The organism is Alteromonas sp. a30, assembly GCF_026788005.1.
Lineage (GTDB): Bacteria > Pseudomonadota > Gammaproteobacteria > Enterobacterales > Alteromonadaceae > Paraneptunicella.
In genome coordinates this window covers 133,457-154,530 of the sequence record NZ_JABEPE010000005.1, presented here as the reverse complement: position 1 = coordinate 154,530, position 21,074 = coordinate 133,457, and the positions used below count along the sequence as shown (strand labels likewise).

Sequence of the window (21,074 nt, the reverse complement as noted above, 5' to 3'; positions counted from 1 at the left end):
CCAGCACTAAATGAATTGTGCCAATTCTTTTTCGCAGCCAGTTTGCTCGGCAACCTGACGAAAACGCTGCTGTTGTTCTTGTTCTGTTGCGCCTTTGCAAACCATGATTTGCTGCAATAGTTTCATGGCAGAAACCATTTCTGCTGGGCTAGCAACGGAGCCTTCTGCACTGTGCTTTTCGTGCATTTCTTTGAGTTGTTGATAAGGCACAATCACCCCTTGTTGGTAGGTGTCGTTGTCAAAGTTGGTGTTGCGTGTTGCTACGGCAACCGCCATGCATTTGCCTAAAACCGTTGGACGCTCTTTTAACGACTTAATTGCCGCTTGTAGTGCGTCTTGCATGGCCTTTTCATCTTCTTGTTTGTCGAGCGCAAAAGCGGTGACATTGGGTAGGGTGGTGGTCGCCAATTTCTTCAATACATCTTTTGGACCGGCTTCAACAAAGGTGTCGATTCCTGCTTCTTGGGCCAAGTAATTTAAGGTGTCTTGCCACAATACAGGGCTGGTGATTTGCGAAATCAATGAGGCTTTTATGCTGGCGGCATCACCGTGTGGCTTGGCCGTGACGTTAGCAATCACCGGAATGTGGGGTTCGGTTAAATCAATGTTGTTGATAACATCGGTAAAGGCTTCTGCCGCAGGAGCCATATACGGGCTGTGGAATGCACCGCTCACACGTAATGGGATAACACTGCCGCCTTCGGCTTTAAGTTGCTCGCCAAGGGCTTTGAGTTGCTCAACATCGCCGGATAAGACTTGCTGGCGCGGTGAGTTGTAGTTCGCTACCACGAAGGTTCTGCCGAAGCCATCAACGCTGTTGCATACCTTTTCTAGATGTTCGCGTGTTAGCTTAGTGACTGCCGACATGCCGGTTTTGCCATCGTTACCACACTGCGCCATGGCTAAACCACGCGCGCGTGCCAGTTTTAAGCCGTCTTCTAAACGCATGGCTCCTGCGGCAACAAGCGCACTGAGCTCACCTAGACTGTGGCCTGCCATTGCGCCCGGCGTTAAGCCAGTTTGCTGCTGGAAGACTTGCCACGCTGCCATGCTGCATAACAAGATAGCCGGTTGGGTGTTTTCCGTGCTGTTGAGCACATCCGCAGACTCGGAGAAACACAGGTGCTCCATATCTAAACCAAGGGTGTCGGACGCTTTGGCGAACATGTCACGAACAATTTCGTGTTGCTCGAACAGGGTTTTACCCATGCCCACGTATTGTGAGCCTTGTCCAGAAAATACAATGGCGAGTTTTTTCATGATGTTAAACCTTCCTGAGAAGCTGCGATGATGGCTTTACTTAAGCGGACGTAATCGTTAATCAGGCCGAAAACCGATTGTTGGTTTAGGCGCTGGTGATTGAAATCTACCCGCAAAGCGACAGGGTGTTGTTCGCTGTCATCAATAATGAGTTGGAAATCGAATCGTTTGTGTTGTGTTGATGTCGGATCGCCGTAGCGACGCACCAAAAACAGGCAATCTTGGTTAAAGTCTCTGTCCGCTTCAGGCGGTACAGGGAACAGGGTGGCGTTTTGTCGTTGTTGTTTCACTGCGGTGAAAATTTCTTCGACTTTGTTTAAGCGGCTAAAGTCCAATTGAATAGGGCGGTAGCCTGCACCCGTTTGTTCTAGATATAACGCTATCTGTTCTTGCTCAAAGCGTTTGTGCAAGAAGAAACCTTGTAAGCCAATCATGATATCCAAAGCAGATACCTGATTCGCGCTAGCAAGGTGGTGTAATTGTGCGGAAAATTCTGCACCCGGTTCAACCAATAGTTGACCTTCGTTGTCGGCATTGTTAGCGCTGGTATCGAACCAGTCGGCTGGCAAGGTAAGCGCCTGATAATCAGCACTTTGGCGAGCGGCTAAGCGTGCGTTAACTAAGTCGGCTAATGCGCCAATAGTCGGGTTGGCGAAAATGTCGGTAACGTGAATTAGCCCTTGCCAGATTTTGTCTATCTCGTTGTGCATCAACATCAGGCTGAATGAATTGCCGCCGACATCGAAATAGCTCACATGGCGGCTTATTTGGTTGTGACCGAGTAGGTTTTCCCACACTTCGCGAATAGCTTTAACAATGGCGTCGTCTTCTTGGGTATCTTGTTCGCCTGCGCTTTCTGAATGGTCGTTAGCTTGTTGCCATTGCGACAAATCTTCCGGCAGTTGTTTACGATCAATTTTGCCATTGGGCGTTAATGGTAATTCGTCGAGCGAGATGATTAATCCCGGCACCATGTAGTCTGGCAAGGTGGCGCGAAGATGCTGTCTCACGCTGGCTTCAAATTGGTGTTGCTGTTGTTGCCCTGCGGCAATGCAAAATGCTACGAGGGCAGGGTTATTGGCAGAAAGTTGGCGTACTACCACTGCACCTTGTGCCACTTCTGGGCATTCATTGAGCACGCTATCAATTTCCGATAGTTCAATGCGATAACCGCGTAATTTGATTTGGTGATCGTTGCGTCCGTGATACACCAATTCACCCTCTTGATTCCATGCGGCTAAATCGCCAGTGCGATACATGAGTTTGCCTGCATCGAAAGGGTTGGCAACAAAGGCAGCATCGGTTTTTTCTTGGTCTAACAAGTAACCTACACCTAAACAATCACCGGCAAGGTAAAGCTCGCCTACGCTACCAACGGGCATCAATTGTTTGTCTTCGTTGAGCACATAGGCATTGGCATTTGCCAGTGGTGTGCCAAGGGTGACTTGCGAGGCTTGGGTTAAGTCTTTCACACAGGCCCATACGGTGGCTTCGGTTGGACCGTATACGTTAAAGATTTGCAGATTTGGTAAGGCTTGTAACGTGGGCAGTAATTCGGCTGGGAAGGCTTCGCCGCCAATTAATACGCGCTCGACGTTAGCAAAGGCGGTGGTTAATTCGGTAGCGTGTGCCAGCAGTTGCAATCGACTTGGAGTGATTTGCACAACGTTAACATTCTGTTCGGCAATCACTTCTGCTAATGCAGAAGGGTTTTGCTGCTGTGCTTCACTTGCTAATACCAGTGTGCCGCCACGTAATAAGGTGACAAACACTTCAAGTACGAAAATATCGAAGCTGACCGTGGTTAACCCTAATGTGGTGGCTTGTTTTGGCCAATTTAAGCGCTCAGCAATGCTGGTGACAAAGCTGGTCATGGCACCGTGATTAATCATCACGCCTTTGGGCTTGCCCGTAGAGCCGGAGGTATAAATGACGTAGGCCAACATCTCGTCGCTTAGTTCAGGTAACGATGAGCGATTTTTGGCGGCTACGGCGCGAATTTTTGCTGGGTTAATCAGCGTATTGCCTGCGTTTTTCTCCCAGCTTGGATCGGTGACTAGCTCGGGGTCGGCTATCATGATGCTCACTTTGGCGTGATCCAACATGTAGTTAATGCGTGCGGCAGGGTATTCTGGGTCTAGTGGAATATAGGAAGCACCAGTACGTAACACTGCCAACATGGCAATAATCAATTGTGAATTGCGTGGTAATAAGATGGCAACGTGTTGCCCTGTGGTCACGCCTTTTGCCATGAGTACATGGGCTAACTTTTCTGATTTTTCAATGAGTTGTGCGTAGGTAAGTTCGGCATCCACGGCTTTTAGTGCTGTGTGTTTGGCGTTTTGCTTAGCGACTTTCTTCAATAAAGTTGGCAGCGGCGTAGTGTTGTAGCTTTCTTGCGATTGATTGAAGGTAATCAATTGCTGGTCGATGGCGTCCTGCGTTAAACGTGCTGCGTCAATAACCGGGCGCTGCGGTTGTTCACTAAATAAGCTTAATAGCTCAATAAACTGGTTCGCCCAAGACGCAATCGTGGCTTCATCGAACAAGCGCGTGGCGTAAATAAAGTTGCAGTATAGTTGCTGGTTTTGATCGGTAATTTCTAAGGTAAGATCAAATGATGCACCGGCAATGTCGACCTGACATGGTGAGAAAGTGAGTTCTGGTGCGTGCTGTAAGCGACGGTCGCCAGTTTCGTAAATAAACATCACATCGAACAGCGGATTGCGGCTGATGTCGCGTTTAACGTCAAGTGCTTCAACAATGTATTCAAGCGGAGTATTGCAGTGGGTGTAAGCCAAACTACATTGTTGAGTCACCTGTTTGATGAGTTGGTCGAAACCAGCATCAGGCTGAATGTGGGTGCGAATAGCGAGTGTTTGCGCGAACATGCCAACGGTGCGTTCGAAGTGACCATTGCTGCGGCGATCAAACGGAATCCCGATGCAGAGATCTTGCTGACGGCTGAGCTTGTAAACCAGTGTGCTAAACAGCGAGTACAACACCATAAATGGCGTGGTTTTAAGCTCGCGCGCAAGTGTACGCATTTTGTTGGTTTGTGCTTCGTTAAGCACAAGGTTATAGCTGGCGCCTGCAAAGTCGTTAGTGGGGCTGCGTAATCTGTCGGAGGGTAAATTTAGCGGCTCAGGGAGCGGCGATAGATTATCCTTCCACCAGTTTAGTTGTTCGTTGAAGGTGTTTGAGCCTACAAAGCGTTGTTCCCACGCTACAAAGTCCTGATAGCTTGCCTTTACAGGTTCAAGTGCATTGCCTTGGTATAGGTTTATTAGGTCTTCTGCCAAAATGGATACCGACATGCCATCGGCCACCATGTGGTGAAATTCGAACACTAACACGTGCTTTTCTTCGCTACTGCCAATTTGCACTAAACGCATACGCCAAAGTGGCGCTTGGTTCACGGAGAACGGCGTTTTGTCTTGATTGATAGCGCCTTCTAAGCTGTCGCGCTGTTCTTCAACAATGCTTGGCATGAAGTTTTCTATCGGTGTAATGGCACGCACTAATTGACCATCTTGCAGTTGATAGCTTGACCGCAACACCGGATGGCGCACAGAAAGCTGAGCAAAGGCGTCGTGAAGACGCGCTTTGTCGAGGTTTCCTTCAAGGGTTAGCGCCCCTGTGATGCGATAGGCAAGGTCGCCGCCGTTCATTTGGCTGAGCACGAACATGCGGCCTTCTTCGGACGAGACCGCAGAGGCCAACGCTTGTGCGCTGGCTGTCATTTCTGCTTGGGTTGATTCTGGTGTGATTTTGCTAAAGTCGGCCACTTCCACTTTTTTGCCGCCGTTTCCACCACCGTTAGGATCCTGCGGGTCGGGAGCACCGGCTTTGCGGAAGCTAAAGCCGCCAGCGCGAAGCTGTTCTGTGGCCCAAACCACGGCGTCGAAAATGCGGTCTGCATCTTGTTGGCTATGGGCTTCTGAGAAGAAGCAAGTACGACGTTCCCACACAAAAATGCCTTTAAGTTGCATTAAGCGGAAGAACAAGTTCATTTCCAATGAATGACGTGGCATATCTGCGGCGACGCCAGAATCGAAGCGGTACACCGACGCGAACGATTCCATCGTAATAGGCACTTGCATTTCGTCGAAGTAATCGTTTAAGCGATTAACAAATGCTGTGGTCATGGCGCTGATGCGTTCTTGGAAGGATGGACCTTCGTCTTTTAAGCGCTGTAAAACGGCCTTGGCGGCGGTCATGGTTAACGGGTGTTTGCAGAACGTACCCGCAAAGAAGGTGGTTTCTGCGCCCGGACCAGAGGTGTCACCAAATTGCCAGTAGCCACCATCAATGGCATCCATGTAGTGTGCGTGACCCGCGATAACACCAATGTGCATACCGCCACCGACGACTTTTCCGTAGGTGACTAAATCCGCGCGAACGTCAAATTCGTGCTGTGCGCCGCCGGGGTGGCAACGGAAGCCCGTTACCATTTCATCGAACACTAGGGCAATGCCGTTTTGTTCGGTTAACGCGCGTAATTTTTGTAAGTATTTCTTTGGCTGCAAGCTTGGCTTACGGCTTTGTACTGGTTCAACCAACACCGCCGCAATATCGTCGGCTTGGGCGGCAATCTCTTTTAAGGATTTTTCCGTAGCGTATTGCAGCACGATGGTGTCTTCAATCATGCTGTCGATAACACCGGCTGTCATTGGTTGCGAGCCGTTTTCGCCCATATCCGCGAGTACGCCATCAAAGGAGCCGTGGAATGAGGTAACAAAGCGCACGATTTTCTTACGTTTGGTCACGGTACGCGCCAAGCGAATCGCCACCATAACGGCTTCTGTGCCGGTGTTGGCAAAGGCAACACGTTCGCAGCCGGTTAAGTCTTTTACTAAGCCTGCGACTTCACCAGCAATGGCCGATTGCGGCCCAAGCTCAATGCCTTTTTCAAGCTGGGCTTGCATGGGCTCTTTAATGAAATCGGGGTTGTGACCAAATAAGCAGGTGCCGTAGCCCATCGCGGTATCGATGTATTCGTTACCGTCGATGTCCCAAAAACGTGAACCTTTTGAACGTTCTGCCACTAAGGGATAAGTGAATTCCTTAGTCGACATGGTGAAGTTCAGGGTTGAAATCCAGTCGGCAAAGTATGCTCTGTGCTCTTGCACATTGGCTTTGGATTTTGGCGTGCGGGCGATAAGCTCATCTGACAAGCGCTTAACAAAGTCACGTTGTTGTTCGGTTAAATCATCTTCCACTAACACAATGTCGCGGCTTTTATTGACGCCTTTGGCAACGCTGGAAACTTGTGTTTTTAGAGAAGGGGTTTTTAGCGCTGCTGCATTCGGAGTAGAAGCTGCTGGCGCTGGCGCTTGAGCCGTGGAGCTTGAAACTGGCGCAGAAGCCGGAGCAATACCTGCGCCACCAAGCAGCGCCAATTGCTGCTGCATAAGTTGCAACTGCTGCTGAATAATTTGCTGGCTCGCTGGTGCGTTAGCATCAATAGCGGGCATTTGCATTGCGGTTTGCATCGGCATTTGAGGCGAACCTTGCACTGCCGCTTGCGTTGGCATTGCCATTGGCGCTACCTGTTGAGATGCCGCAGGCGCTTGCTCAGCTGCTTGTTCAGGAGTGAGCTCTTGTGTTAGCCCGTTACGCACCTCGTTGCTCATATTGGTATTGACATATTCAGCAAGTGCCTCTGGTGTATGCAATTCGGCGAAGAATTGTGCAAGCGTGATTTCAGTACCCCAGCGAGCGACGATGCGCTTATCAAGCTGCACTAGCATGAGTGAATCCACACCCAGCGCGAACAGGTTGAAATCATCGGTTAATTCCGATTCGTCTACGCCGGTAATCTGCGCGATCATCACGCGCACTTCCTGCTTGATTGCGTCTACACCATAGCTTGCCGACGCAGTATTGGTCGTCATAGCGTATGTTTGCTCCCCGGTAGGTTGAGATAGAGTGTTTTCAGATAAATCAGGTTGAGATAAATTCTCGACCGGCTGCGTTAATTGCGGGCTTAAGTTGCACGCTAACGCAGCGGTATTAGTTTGCGTTGATGATTGGGCATTATTCAGCGGTTGATACCACCACGGGCTGCGGTTAAAGCCGGTATTTGGCAAGCCTGCTAATGGGCGAGGGCGACCACCGTGGTATGCTTCCCAGTCAATTTCAATGCCGCATTTCCATGCTTGGGCAAGGGTTTCGATAAACTGTAAGCCGCTTTCGCGACCATTACGTTGGCTCGGTAAAAACAGGTTCTTACCGTTATCAATAACTTGTGCGGCAAGGCCGGTAAGCGTGGCTGTACCGCCAAGTTCAATTAACGCATTCGCTTCGGTTTCGGCTATTGTCTTTAACGCACTCAAATACTGTACAGGCTGGCATAAATGCTGGCTCCAGTAGGTTTGATCCATGTCGCTGGCAGAGGTGATGATTTTGCCATGTTGCGTGGATAACACCGGAATTTCTGGATCGTTAAATTGCACCGTTTTGAGGGTTTGATTTAACTGCTCCGCTGAGCCTGCCATCATGGGTGAATGGAAGGCGTGATGAATATCCAGTTTCTCGGTGAAAATACGTTGTTTTTTGGCTTTAGCTAATGCGGAATCCACTTGCTCAATGTCACCCGAAATGGTGACATTCTCCGGCGCATTTACCGCCGCAATCCATACCTTGTCGAATTCTGCGATAAGTTCTGAAACCGTGCTTTCGCTGGCTAAAATGCCCACCATTTTGCCGGTTTTCTCGCCGTTGGGCGCAATGGCTTTCATTGCTTGTCCACGGGCCACCACCATGCGCACGGCATCATCGAAACCGATAATGCCAGCAATACAAGCAGCGGCGTATTCGCCTATGCTGTGGCCGAGCATTAAGTCGGGTTTGACGCCGAACGATAGCCATAATTTGGCAAGCGCATATTCCACACTAAATATAATTGCTTGGGCGTTGGCGCTGTCTTTTAATGCTTCGGCACGCGCGTCTTGTGATTCAGCATCACCATAAATTAATGACAAAATCGATACTTTCGCTTGGCTTGGCATACGGTTAGCAAAGGCATCGTCGCATTGCTTTAGGGTGTCGCGGAAAACAGGGAAGTCGCGATACAAGGCGTCTGCCATGTTTAGGTAGTGGGAGCCTTGTCCGGTAAATACAAACACCACGCGCGGCGCTTCAAGGTTCACGCTTAATCCAGAAGGGTTGCTTTCAAGTTGTTTGCTGGCGTATTTACTTAGCTTGGTTTGCAACTGCTCAATACTGCTGGCTAGGGTAGCGTAACGACTGCCGTAATCGGCGCGCTGGAATTGTGTCGCCCTTGCTAATTCTGCCAATGTAAAATGCGATAAGTCGGCATCCGCAAATTGCTTCACCGTGACCGCTAAACTGGCGGGTGACTTTGCAGACAAGGTAATTAAATGCTGTTCAGTTTGATGCGTGGGTAAGGATGCCGCTTCGCTTTGTTGGCGATAGGCTTCAATGATCATGTGGGCATTACTGCCGTTAATACCAAGGGAGGTGATACCGGCAATGGGCGCATCGTTACTGCTGTTAATTGGCGTTAGGCGATCAACAATTTTAACCGGGCTATCTTGCCAATTAATTAAACTATTTGGCGTGTGAAAGTGCAGGTTAGGTGGAATGTGTGCGTGATTTAAGCTCATCACCACCTTTTGTAAACCTGCCATGCCAGCTGCCGCTTCAGTGTGACCAATGTTGGACTTTACCGCGCCAACTAATAACGGTTTGCCAGTTTCGCCAAATACGCGAGCAAGAGCCGAAGCTTCTTGTGGGTCGCCAAGCTTAGTACCTGAGCCGTGGGCTTCGATAAAGTCGATGTGTGCTGGTGTGACGTTGGCGTTTTTCTGCGCTTTACGAATGAGCTTTTCTTGGGCGATACCACTAGGCACAGTTAAGCCACCGCTGTGACCATTGTGATTCACTGCGCCGCCTTTAACGATAGCAAGAATGTTGTCGCCATCACGTTGGGCATCGGACAAACGCTTAAGCACCACTGCGCCACAACCGTCGCTGCGAATGTAGCCATCGGCGTTGTCGTCGAAGCTGCGGCTGCGTCCGGTAGCGGAAAGGGCGTTCATTTGCGAGAAACAAACGTGACCGTCTGGGGTGGTCATAATATTAACGCCAGCGGCAACAACAAGGTCGCAACTGCCGGTTTGTAAGTCTTTCACACCGGTGTGGACCGCAGTTAATGAAGAACTGCACGCGGTGTCGATGGCAATACAAGGGCCTTTTAAGTCGAACGCCCATGCCACACGGCCTGCGGCGGTATTAAACATGGTGCCAGTGTAGCTGTATGCGCCAGTTTGATGACCATTCTCTTTGCCAACAGCAAGGTAATCGGTAATGGAAATACCAATGTAAACGCCGGTGTCTGAGCCGCGTAATGCGGGAACAGAATAGCCTGCGTTTTCGAAGGCTTCGTGAGTCACTTCCAATAACAAGCGTTGTTGCGGATCCAGCGCTTCGGTTTCAATGGGGGAAATACCGAAGAAATGCGGATCGAATAGTTCAGGGTGAGAGATAAACCCGCCTTCGCGCGTCGCTAAAGCTTGTGCGCTATCAACGCCGGGCCAACGGTCATAACTGACTTTAGTGATTGGGTCTTTACCGCTAGCTAATAAGTCCCAGAATTGGTCTGGTGTGTTGGCATCGCCGGGAAAACGACACGCCATGCCAACGATTGCCACGGGCTCTTGGGCAAAGGTGCTGTTGTCGGTTTCATCTACGGTGCCTTCTAGAACTGCGCTATCGTCGCTTTGATGTAACTCGGCATAAACGCATTTGGCTAAGCCTTCCACGCTGGGGTAATCCAGTGCAGAAGTGTCGGAAAGCTGCACGTTAAAGTGCGATTCCACGCTTTCTTGAATATCGATAAGGCGCATACTGACAAGGCCGATGTCGAAGAAGCTGGCGCGGTTATCTAGTGCGTCTAGTTGCGCTTCTTTTAGCACTAGGCGGTGAATCCATTGTTGGATGTCGGCTAAGCTGTTTGACGTTGTGTTTTTATCTTGCGCGCTTTCTGCTTCTTGAGTTTGGTTGCTTGGAAGCTGGCGCGGTTGTCCTGTTGCTGCTAAATCTTCGTCGAATTCGCCTTCAAGGAAGCGTTTTCTTAAAACATAACGTTGCACTTTACCGCTTGTGGTTTTGGGGATGGATTTAGTCGGCACCACGTAATCTACCGGAATGCCAAAATTTTCCATCACAATGTCGTTAACCACAGGCACATCCGGCGCAAATTCTTCAGGCCCACGTTTGTGGTACACAAAAACCGCAAGCTGTTCGCCTTCTTGCTCAGGGTGTGGGATAGAACAAGCAATGTAGGTATTTAACGCATCGTCGCCTTTCACGCGCAAAATGGCTTTTTCGATGTCGTGGGGGAAGTAGTTTACGCCACCGATGATGATCATTTCTTTAATGCGGTTTGCGAAAACCAAGCGGCCATTTTGTAAGAAGCCTAAATCTTCGGTGTTTAACCAGCCTTCGGCGTCAATGCTGCGTGCGGACGCTTCGGGATTGTTGTAATACTGCGAGGTGACGTTATCGCCGCGAATTTCCACTTGCCCAACCACGCCTTCTGGTAACGGCTGGCGCTGTGAGTCGGTAATTCTGACTTCGGTAGAAGGATAGGGCACGCCACAATCAACAAGGCTTACTGCCGCTGGATCGGAAGCCTCTAACGGCTGAATTTTGTCGCCAATATGCAAAAACTCACGGTGTACGAAATGTTCAATCACGCCATCGTTGAATTGGCACGAAGACACAATCAACGAAGCTTCCGCTAAACCGTAAATTGGGCGCATGGCTTTGGGATGCATTTTGTATTGCGCCATTTCCTGCATGAATTCGTTACAGAGCTTGGCAGAAATGGGTTCTGCGCCGTTAAGAATGGCTTTAACACAGGATAAATCCCAATCCCATTCTTGCTTTTTACGGCGGTTGTAAAGCTTCAAAAAGTGGCGGAACCCGAAGTTTGGTGAGCCTAAAATGGCGGCGCGGAATTTATGAACCGCGTGCATCCACAGTGCGGGAGACCAAATATAGCTGTCGGTTGGAATACGCACTTGGTTGGTTTGCGCTACGACTGCTGCAAGGTTGTAACCAATCATACCGAAATCGTGGGATAACGGTTTCCAGCTACAGAACACGTCGCCTTCTTCCCAATCCGACATTTTGATGATGTCGCGAATGTTCACCAACAAGTTTTTGTGAGTGAGGGCAACGCCTTTCGGGGAGCCGGTTGAGCCAGACGAGAATTGAATAAAGGCGATAGCTTGTTCGGAAACATCCGGTAATTCTGCTTCGTCGGCAGTGGCGTTTAAATCATCTGGGTTGAAGCAGCGGGGTACGATGTCGTTGTGCCACAATGCTAGCGAATCTAATTCTTCGTCAAAGCGGGTTGCATGCTTAAGTAGTTTGTCGTAAATCTTTTCGTTGTCTGTGGCAAGGAATGGGTTATTTAGCTGACGCCACACTTGCAACACTTTCATGCCGTTATCGGGCTTTTCGCCTTTTTCCAACGGGATAGGCACGATGCCACCGAGCAAACATGCCCAGTAGGCTTCAATTAATTTTTGTAATGACGTGTATTGTAAAACCAGCTCATCACCGGGTTTTACGCCATGCTTTTGTAATGCTGCTAAACAAGCCTTAGCATTTTCGAGTATTTGCTTGTACGACAAAAATTCTTCATCGGTGAAGCTAGACACAAACCAAATGCCTTTGTCGGTTTTCGCACTGGAAATGAGTGCGTCGTTTAGCGTTTTAAATTCAAACATAGCCATTTACACGTTGGTTGATGAAATCGTCATTATTAAATTCAGGTTGCAACTGCCCCTGTGATGCCTCTAGACACCACTGATTAAAGGGAACTATTGCTAAAACCTATTCAGGATAAAGTTTCTTCAATCCCGTTTTGAAATACTGCCTGAGGCCGTAATTCGCAATCATCATTTGCTGGATTTGAGTGGTTCCCTCAATGATTTCTAATACACGCGCTTCACGGTAAAGTCGTTCTGCCGGATAGGCTTGCCATAAGCCATTTCCACCGAAAATCTGCACAGCGTTATTTGCCACTTCGGTCGCAATGCGAGAAGTGAATAATTTGGTGATATTGGTTTCCATCACAGCAGCATCGTCGTTAGCTTGTTTCATGTGTGAGATTTTTTCGCACATGGCACGACCCGCATGTACGGAGGTGACACCATCGGCAATCATGGCTTGTACTAATTGATGCTGACCAATTTTGCTGCCGAATTGTTTGCGTGTGCGTGACCATGTGACCATTTCTTCTAGTGCCGAGCGGGCAATAGCAACACCTGCCCATGCAATGCTGAATCGTCCATAAAATAACGCTTGGTTGGCAACAAACGTAAAGCCCATACCGGGACGACCAAAGAGGTTTTCTTTAGGGATTTTTACGTTGTCGAAGGTGATTTCACCAAGATGTGCGCCACGGCTGGCAAATAAGCCTGTCATTGGTGTGGTGCTTAAGCCTTCACGTTCACGCTCTACTAAAAAGGCGTTAGTGCTGCCATCTTCGGACGCGGCGAACACCAAAAATAAGTTGGCAACAGCGGCGTAGGTAATCCACTTTTTCTTGCCGTTTAGCACAAAGTGATCGTCTTTTTCTTCAAAGCGCGTCGCAACAGCGCTGGCATCGGAACCGGCGTCTTTCTCAGAGAGAGCAAAGGCCCCGATACGTTCGCCTTTTGCAAGTTGCGGTAGCCAATCTTGCTTTTGTGTATCGGTGCCTAAACGGGCGATGGTTTCGCCAACTAAACTGGAATGTACGGTGAGTAAGGCTCTGGTGTTTGAACAACCCACACCAATCTCTTCTGTGATAAGGCCCCATGTGAGGGCATCAACACCGCCGCCGCCATATTCTTCAGGTAATACTGCGCCCGCTAAACCGGAGGTACACATTTCGCGAAGCACAGATTCGGGTACACCTTGCTCTGCATCAAATTGCGCTGCATTTGGGCGTAACACTTCTTTGGAGAATTGTTTTGCGGTGTCTAGTAGTGGGTGGGTTGAGTTTGCCATGATCACGCCTCTTGTAATTTGCTCACTAATGAATGCATCGCTTCAATAGAGCTGAAGTTAGACATCACAATGTCATCATCAGGCACTTCAAGGTCATATTCGGTTTCAAGGAAATTCAACAGGCGCATGGCGAAAATGGAGTTAACGTAACCACTGGCAAAGATGTTGGTGTCATCGTTAAGTTCGACATCTTCGTCAAATACATTCATGTTGCTTTCGATGAACTCTCTGACGCTTTCTCGGCTAAATTCTTTGTGTGACATGCTGTTTTCTCTCGTTAATCTGTCTGACTTATTGGGTGATGACCTTGATGTAGTCAGGGTAGTCTTTTACTAGGGATAAATCGTTTTCAAACAATATGTTACCTTCATCATCCCGTGTGATTTCTTTAAAGTTGGCGAACTGATATGTCACTAACATTTGGCGATTTCTGCTGGTGCGTTTGAATTGCGCTTGCAGTGTGTGACCGCGCGATTGTGCTTGCTTCATGAGGTAGCTGAGTAACACGCTTCCTACTCCTCGAGCGGCGGTGCGGCAACTCATGAGCAGCAGTTTGATCATGTCGCTGCTTTCACCAATTTCGATAAGCGCCAAACCAATTTTTCCGTAGGAGCCGTATTTGTCTTTTAATTCACACACAAGTAGTTCGTGGGTGTCTGAATTCATGAAGTGGGCAAGCTCTTCTTTGTCGTAGGTAATGCCTGTGGAATTCAATTGGTTAGTGCGTTCGGTGAGTTCTTCTGCGCGCAGTAAATCTTCAGGCTGCGCGGATGAAATGGTGAATTCCATGTCGAGCGCTGCTAAAAATGCTTCAGGTGTGCCTTGGTAGTCTTCTTCATCATTTTGACGCTGCATATCCTCTAAATAACGCACTCGGCGCTGCGCGGCATCGTCGGTTTTTTTGATGTTAACAATGCGAGGATGGTGCAGCAGGGCTGCGTATTCCAATGCATCGACACATTCCACTTCTGGATGTAAAGCCTGTACTTCATCACGTTCGAAAGGTTGGTCGTCAATGAATAGGAAAGTATCGATACCGATATTGAGTTTTTCTCTGATGGTAGCAATCGCTGACGACTTTGGATTCCAGTTGATTTGTGGATAGAGGAAGTATTCATCTAGTCCTACTGAGCGCAATTTATCCATTGCATCTTCGTAGTTATTTTTGCTTGCAATCGATTGCAAAATACCTTGCGCGTCTAGGGCTTTGATAATATTTACAATCTCAGGCTTTAGAATAAGTTCATCACCCTCCACGAGAACGCCGCTCCAGAGGGTATTATCTAAGTCCCAGACAACGCATTTAACGTTTTTACGATTTTCAGATGCACTGGTCATGTCAATTTACCTAATGTCGGTTAAAGTCGTTGTGTTTACTCAATTCAATGTGGTTTTTTACAATCAATATTGGTAAAAGCCGCGTCCACTCTTTTTACCAAGCAAGCCAGCATCAACCATTTTTTGCAGTAATGGACAACAGCGGAATTTCGGATCTTGATAGCTGTCGTAAAGCACTTTTAGAGAACTAACGACGGTATCAAGGCCGATAAGATCGGCTGTTTCAAGAGGCCCCATTGCATGTCCGTATCCTTCTTTAAATACTGCGTCGATAGATACCGGATCGGCGACTTGGTCTTGAACCAAGAAGGCCGCTTCATTCATGAATAGGTGAGATAAACGGTTAGCAACGAACCCTGGGAAGTCGTTAACCAGAATCATTTTTTTGCCCATTGCTTTGAGAAGGGCTTTAGCACGAGATATGGTGTCATCGCTGGTGTGGAAGCCTTTTACAGTTTCTACCGCAGGCTTCATTGGAACGGGATTCATAAAATGCATCCCGATGACATTGCCAGGTTGTGGCATGAGTGCAGCGACTTTGGTAATGGAAATGCAGCTCGTGTTAACACCAAAAGCGGTTTCTTTCGAACAAACCTCTGCAAGTTCTTTGTAGACTTGTTCTTTTAATGCCCATTCTTCAGGAACATTTTCAATGACCCAATCTAGGTTGGAAAAATCATCGTAATTGACTGTGTATTGGATAAGTGAGTCTAAATCATCTTTGCTTACTGCTTTGTAGGCAGGATTGGTCATTTTATACAGGCGCAAGTTTTGACGGATCGTTGTACGTGCTTCGTCTAAAGCGGCTGGATTTGTATCTTTTAATATGGTTTGGATGCCAAAGGCTGCAAGATTAAGGGCAATATCACGCCCCATGGTACCTGCTCCAACAACAGCAACTCTCATTTTCTTTATCCTAATCGATAACTAGATCAAGCAGCTAATAACGCTACCCGAAAAAATTCAGTTGTTATTTATTGTCCATTAAAAACATTTTTATCCTTATTGTCACTTAGAACATTGCAAACATGCCCAATATTATTTCTTGTTGGTATGTTTTGTTCGGGCACTTCTGTACAACTCGTAATGGCTTAATCATTAATCTGACCGGGTAAAAAGTAAATTCCACATAGCTAAGTTTAATGAAATTGTCATTTATCTAAATGCGCTTTAAGGGATAATATTTTCCCTCAGATTTAATTGCAACCATTTTGTTACATTTATTTTTTCATCAATTGAGGGTTTCACAAACGGAGCAAACGCTTTCCACTAAAGAGTAAACTGAACAGTGTAATTTTTATTTTTTTATTTGAGGAAGTGTATAAAAAACCTTATATAACATGAATATAGGATTTTTTTGCTTATATTGAAAATAGATCGAGACTACTCAGCCTTGATTATTTCTTATACATAAATATTACCAATACGGCTTTATACCACTTTCCCGAAACTATCAATATTTCGTGATATTTTTCGAAAAAATTTCGCTTAAATGTTAATGGTTTAACATATTCAAATATGATTTGTATACAATATAAAATTAACCATAACGTAATAACAATATTAAGTGTAAGGATATAAAAAAGTTTAATATGAAAGCGTTTTACCTATGGTAAATATATTAATAATCAGGGTTTTGTTTTATTTAAATTGAAGTCTGTAAATATAAAAATGGCATAATTATTAAAATGTATTGACTTTATATGACATAATTTTGATTTTGAGTTTTTTCACAAAGGTTAATTTTTATATTGATTTATGTATGATTGCGGTTTCTCAAATTCGTAAATATAAGGAGTTGATTGGACGGGGATTTATACTTGTAGCTCAATTGATTTTCTTTTGTTGCCCATTTTTACTGTATTGGCCATCATTTTGCTTTTTGAATGCCTTGGTTGCGTAAACGTTAATCTTGGTGTGTTTGGTGTGAAAACGCTTTGGTTAATGTGATATTTTGCGTGACAAAGTTTGACTTTTGGCTATGTGAAGAAGGAGAGGGCGCTTATAGGCTTCCATACGAAAATGGAAATGCTTTCAAGAAGAGCGTATGGTTTCAGGAATTTTGAGAATTATCGGTTAAGAGTGATGACCCATTGTGGATGGGATGGAATAATTAATCGAACAAGGTATGAATGCTGATCCCCCGATAATGGGGTAGAGCCGTTTTTTGTTTTTAACGAATTACGTTTTTAAAAAGCGGATGTCGTTAAAGATTGGTGGACGCTACTGGACTTGAACCAGTGACCCTCGCCTTGTAAGGGCGATGCTCTCCCAACTGAGCTAAGCGTCCATAAGGAATATATTTTGATGCGAAATTGGTGGACGCTACTGGACTTGAACCAGTGACCCTCGCCTTGTAAGGGCGATGCTCTCCCAACTGAGCTAAGCGTCCGATATTTCGTACTTGAGGTGTTTCGTGGTGGACGCTACTGGACTTGAACCAGTGACCCTCGCCTTGTAAGGGCGATGCTCTCCCAACTGAGCTAAGCGTCCACGATATTCGAAAACGGTGAGTTTTAACAAGCTGTGCTTGTGTGCCTCAAGTGGGGCGGTATTATAGGGAAGCCCTTTTTAGAGTCAACACTATTTTTCTAAATATGTGTTTGTTCGGTGAAATGTTGAACATTTCGGCTTGTTCCAAATCAAAATGCTCAAATAGTGGGTTATTTCATCCCGCTAAGCATTAATTACGTGCGCAACTTCTTCGCTTTCTTAGAGCATTCCGATAACACAAATTACCTGCTGTCTTGGTGCGTAAGTCGCTTTATGAAAGCAGGCGTCACTGTTATCATTGCGCCACTTTTTTTAACAGGGTTTAAAAATGACAGTTGTAACGCGATTTGCACCTAGCCCTACAGGCTATTTACACGTTGGTGGCGCAAGAACAGCGCTTTATTCTTGGTTATACGCAAAAAGCCAAGGTGGTAAATTCGTACTAAGAATTGAAGATACGGATATTGAACGTTCAACCCAAGAGGCTATCGATGCCATTTTAGAAGGGATGACGTGGCTTGGTTTAACTTGGGATGACGGTCCACATTATCAAACCAAACGTTTTGAGCGTTACAAAGCGCTAGTTCAACAATTATTGGAAGAAGGCAAAGCGTACAAATGCTTTATGCCTCAAGATGAATTGGACGCCATTCGTGAAGCGCAAAAAGAAAAGGGCGAAAAGCCGCGTTACCCGGGAACATGGCGCGAGCGTACCGATCATCCAGAAGGTCAGCCTTACGTTATTCGCTTCAAAAACCCATTAGAGGGTAGTGTGGTCATTAATGATCATATTCGCGGAAAAATCGAAATTGCCAACAGCGAGCTAGACGATCTCGTGATTTTACGTAGCGATGGTACACCAACGTATAACTTCTGTGTTGTGGTTGATGATTGGGACATGGGCATTACTCATGTTGTTCGCGGTGAAGATCACATCAATAACACTCCTCGCCAAATTAACATCTTAGAAGCGTTAGGCGCGCCCGTGCCTGAGTATGCCCACGTTTCTATGATTTTGGGCGACGATGGTAAAAAGCTATCAAAACGTCATGGTGCAGTGAGCGTGATGCAGTATCGTGATGAAGGTTACTTGCCTCAAGCGTTGCTGAATTATTTAGTGCGTTTGGGTTGGTCTCACGGCGACCAAGAAATTTTCTCTCGCGAAGAAATGATTGAACTCTTTAATTTAGATGCCATTAGTCCATCTGCTTCTGCCTTTAATACGGAGAAGTTACAGTGGTTAAATCAGCATTATATGAAAAGCTTACCGGCTTCAGAGGTTGCTGAACATTTAAAATGGCATTTTAACGAGCAGGGGATTGATACAAGCAACGGTCCTGAAATTGAAGCGGTGATTGCCATTCAAGCTGAGCGAGTCAAAACCTTAAAAGAATTAGCTGAGATTAGTCGCTACTTCTACGAGGATTATCAAGCGTTTGACGAAAAAGCGGCGAAGAAGCATTTGCGTCCTGTAGCTAAAGCTCCTCTAGAACTCGTTTCACAGAAGCTAACGGCACTTGAACAATGGGATCCAGAATCTATTCAGGCTGCAATTAATGCGACAGCGGAAGAATTAGAAGTTGGAATGGGCAAGGTTGGGATGCCTCTGCGAGTTGCAATGACTGGGTCTGGTAACTCTCCTTCTTTAGATGTCACCCTTGCGTTGCTTAAACAATCAGATGTTGAGCAACGAATAAACAAGGCGCTTAAATATATAGCAGACAGAGAAAATTCGTAAAAAAAGCGTTGACAGAAAAAGTGCCTCCACCTAGAATGCGCCCCGCTGCTGAGGAACAGAGGCCAATCATTGTTCCTTGGTACATCGGGGCCATAGCTCAGCTGGGAGAGCGCTTGCATGGCATGCAAGAGGTCGGCGGTTCGATCCCGCCTGGCTCCACCAAAGCAATTTGCTTTGAGAGTTTTAAGTTAAGTTAAGTCAAGGTATCTACCGAGGCAGTAATAACGCTGTCCCCTTCGTCTAGAGGCCTAGGACACCGCCCTTTCACGGCGGTAACAGGGGTTCGAATCCCCTAGGGGACGCCACTTAACTTAAAGCTATAGCTTTGATTTTATTTAAAAAATACTAAAATAAATTTTAGTAAAAATGAAATTAAAGCTTGCTGATTCGGGAAGCTTTAATATAATAAGCGGCCCAACTTGGTGAAAATATTTTATATTTTGGTGTTACCAGAGACAGAATTACTGTCCCCTTCGTCTAGAGGCCTAGGACACCGCCCTTTCACGGCGGTAACAGGGGTTCGAATCCCCTAGGGGACGCCATTTTAAGGTAGACATAGCCAACGCTTTATAGCGGTTCAGTGAAAGTTGAATGAATATGTCAAAACATTCTGTCCCCTTCGTCTAGAGGCCTAGGACACCGCCCTTTCACGGCGGTAACAGGGGTTCGAATCCCCTAGGGGACGCCATTTTAAGGTAGACATAGCCAACGCTTTATAGCGGTTCAGTGAAAGTTGAATGAATATGTCAAAACATTCTGTCCCCTTCGTCTAGAGGCCTAGGACACCGCCCTTTCACGGCGGTAACAGGGGTTCGAATCCCCTAGGGGACGCCATATTCGGGAAACCGACGAAAAAGCCGCTTTTTAGCGGCTTTTTTGCTTTCCAGCGCTAGCTTCTACCCTTTATATACATAAGTCTTTTTGTTCATCCTTGCTTTCTATTAATGAATTTCCAACAATACTCAGGAGCTTTTGGAGCAGAGCCGTAATATGATCAAAATCAGTAATGCCGTTTCTTTATCTGAAGATGAAATTGAAATGACCGCAATTCGTGCGCAGGGCGCTGGCGGGCAAAACGTGAATAAAGTGTCTAGCGCTATTCATTTGCGTTTTGATATTCGTGCATCTTCATTGCCAGAATTTTACAAGGAAAGACTTTTAGCGCTTTCTGATCACCGTATTACTAAAGATGGCGTGATTGTTATCAAAGCTCAACAAGCTAGAACGCAGGAACAGAACAGGGAAGATGCCGTTGAACGCCTAGTGGAACTTATCAAACAGGTTTCTAAAGTTGAAAAAGTAAGAAGGCCGACCAAACCCACTCGTTCTTCAAAAGAAAAACGAATGAATTCCAAAGCCAAGCGAGGAAGAGTCAAAACACTTAGAGGAAAAGTGTCTGACTTTTAAGCAAACGCGCTGGCCATTTTTATAAGTTGCTCTTTTTATAAGTAAGTACGAATGAGTGTGGCAATGAGTGAAATAAATCCCTGAAACTGAGGTCCTGTAGTCACGGAGGTTTTTCACAGAAAAGTGAATAAACTTCCTCGTATTTTTAACCTCAACACAGGATTTATGATATGTCGAATATCACGCTTCATCGCCACCCAGTATCGGGCCACGCTCACCGTGCAGAACTTTTCTTATCACTATTAGGTTTAGATTTCACATTGCAAGATGTGGATCTAATGAAAGGTGCGCATAAGCAACCGGACTTCCTTGCTTTAAATCCATTTGGTCAAATTCCTGTTTTGATTGACGGCGATGTGACACTATTCGACTCAAACGCCATTCTTGTTTACCTCGCCAAAACCTATGATAAATCGGGTCAATGGTTGCCGGAAGAACCCGTTGCCGCAGCACAAGTTCAACAGTTTTTATCCATGGCAGCGGGCTTGTTAGCTTACGGTCCGGCGCGTGCTCGTCTTATCACACTTTTTAATGCACCTTACGATGCTGATGCCACAATTACCCAATCTCACGCATTTTTAACCACATTTAACGCAATGTTAGCGGGCAAAGAATGGTTAGTGGGCAATCATCCAACCATCGCAGATGTTGCGCATTATTCATACATTGCAAAAGCCCCAGAGGGTAATGTCGACTTATCGGAATATAGCAACATTCTTGACTGGCTAGCGCGTATTGAAGCACTAGATGGTTTTGTTCCTATGATGGTTTCTAAAGTGGGTTTAGTTAAATAAATCGACTTTAA

9 protein-coding genes, 8 tRNA genes and 1 pseudogene are annotated in these 21,074 nt (G+C 46.5%); 9 read left to right on the top strand and 9 right to left on the bottom strand.

The window, feature by feature from the left end; all coding sequences use genetic code 11:
• Positions 1-6 precede the first annotated feature (6 nt).
• The 6 genes from fabD to HJG39_RS07255 all read right to left on the bottom strand — a co-directional run bounded on the left by fabD (position 7) and on the right by HJG39_RS07255 (position 15,537).
• On the bottom strand, positions 7-1,260 hold the full coding sequence (fabD, locus tag HJG39_RS07280; RefSeq protein ID WP_268408229.1) for an ACP S-malonyltransferase: 1,254 nt from the start codon (positions 1,258-1,260) through the stop codon (positions 7-9).
• On the bottom strand, positions 1,257-12,026 hold the full coding sequence (locus HJG39_RS07275) for a non-ribosomal peptide synthetase/type I polyketide synthase (protein WP_268408228.1): 10,770 nt from the start codon (positions 12,024-12,026) through the stop codon (positions 1,257-1,259). The genes fabD and HJG39_RS07275 overlap by 4 nt, the downstream gene beginning before the upstream one ends.
• 106 nt (positions 12,027-12,132) lie before the next feature.
• Complete coding sequence (locus HJG39_RS07270; protein ID WP_268408227.1) at positions 12,133-13,293, bottom strand: acyl-CoA dehydrogenase family protein; 1,161 nt, start codon at positions 13,291-13,293, stop codon at positions 12,133-12,135.
• Positions 13,294-13,295: 2 nt separating this feature from the next.
• The gene (locus HJG39_RS07265) at positions 13,296-13,556 is read right to left on the bottom strand and encodes an acyl carrier protein (RefSeq protein WP_268408226.1); all 261 of its coding nucleotides are present in this window, start codon (positions 13,554-13,556) and stop codon (positions 13,296-13,298) included.
• Between the two features lie 28 nt (positions 13,557-13,584).
• Positions 13,585-14,631 (bottom strand): HAD-IIIC family phosphatase, encoded by a 1,047-nt coding sequence (locus HJG39_RS07260; RefSeq protein ID WP_268408225.1) that lies wholly within the window; start codon positions 14,629-14,631, stop codon positions 13,585-13,587.
• A 63-nt stretch (positions 14,632-14,694) separates the two neighbouring features.
• On the bottom strand, positions 14,695-15,537 hold the full coding sequence (locus HJG39_RS07255) for a 3-hydroxyacyl-CoA dehydrogenase family protein (protein ID WP_268408224.1): 843 nt from the start codon (positions 15,535-15,537) through the stop codon (positions 14,695-14,697).
• 1,098 nt (positions 15,538-16,635) lie between these two features.
• Between HJG39_RS07255 and HJG39_RS07250 the strand changes: the two are divergent.
• Positions 16,636-16,770 (top strand): annotated as a pseudogene (locus HJG39_RS07250) (transposase); the annotation flags it as partial.
• A 75-nt stretch (positions 16,771-16,845) separates the two neighbouring features.
• Here HJG39_RS07250 and HJG39_RS07245 read toward each other — a convergent pair.
• The 3 genes from HJG39_RS07245 to HJG39_RS07235 all read right to left on the bottom strand — a co-directional run bounded on the left by HJG39_RS07245 (position 16,846) and on the right by HJG39_RS07235 (position 17,124).
• Positions 16,846-16,921: transfer RNA gene (locus HJG39_RS07245), tRNA-Val, on the bottom strand.
• Positions 16,922-16,947: 26 nt separating this feature from the next.
• A tRNA-Val gene (locus HJG39_RS07240) sits at positions 16,948-17,023 on the bottom strand.
• Positions 17,024-17,048: 25 nt separating this feature from the next.
• Positions 17,049-17,124, bottom strand: a tRNA-Val gene (locus HJG39_RS07235).
• 328 nt (positions 17,125-17,452) lie between these two features.
• Here HJG39_RS07235 and gltX point away from each other — a divergent pair.
• The 8 genes from gltX to HJG39_RS07195 all read left to right on the top strand — a co-directional run bounded on the left by gltX (position 17,453) and on the right by HJG39_RS07195 (position 21,063).
• Positions 17,453-18,862 (top strand): glutamate--tRNA ligase, encoded by a 1,410-nt coding sequence (gene gltX / locus HJG39_RS07230; protein WP_268408223.1) that lies wholly within the window; start codon positions 17,453-17,455, stop codon positions 18,860-18,862.
• An 86-nt stretch (positions 18,863-18,948) separates the two neighbouring features.
• A tRNA-Ala gene (locus tag HJG39_RS07225) sits at positions 18,949-19,024 on the top strand.
• Positions 19,025-19,091: 67 nt separating this feature from the next.
• Positions 19,092-19,167, top strand: a tRNA-Glu gene (locus tag HJG39_RS07220).
• A 161-nt stretch (positions 19,168-19,328) separates the two neighbouring features.
• A tRNA-Glu gene (locus HJG39_RS07215) sits at positions 19,329-19,404 on the top strand.
• A gap of 70 nt (positions 19,405-19,474) precedes the next feature.
• A tRNA-Glu gene (locus tag HJG39_RS07210) sits at positions 19,475-19,550 on the top strand.
• Between the two features lie 70 nt (positions 19,551-19,620).
• Positions 19,621-19,696 (top strand) — tRNA-Glu (locus HJG39_RS07205).
• A 156-nt stretch (positions 19,697-19,852) separates the two neighbouring features.
• Entirely contained in the window at positions 19,853-20,269 is a 417-nt protein-coding gene (arfB, locus tag HJG39_RS07200) for an alternative ribosome rescue aminoacyl-tRNA hydrolase ArfB (RefSeq protein WP_268408222.1), read from the top strand.
• Between the two features lie 170 nt (positions 20,270-20,439).
• The gene (locus HJG39_RS07195; protein WP_268408221.1) at positions 20,440-21,063 is read left to right on the top strand and encodes a glutathione S-transferase family protein; all 624 of its coding nucleotides are present in this window, start codon (positions 20,440-20,442) and stop codon (positions 21,061-21,063) included.
• Positions 21,064-21,074 lie beyond the last annotated feature (11 nt).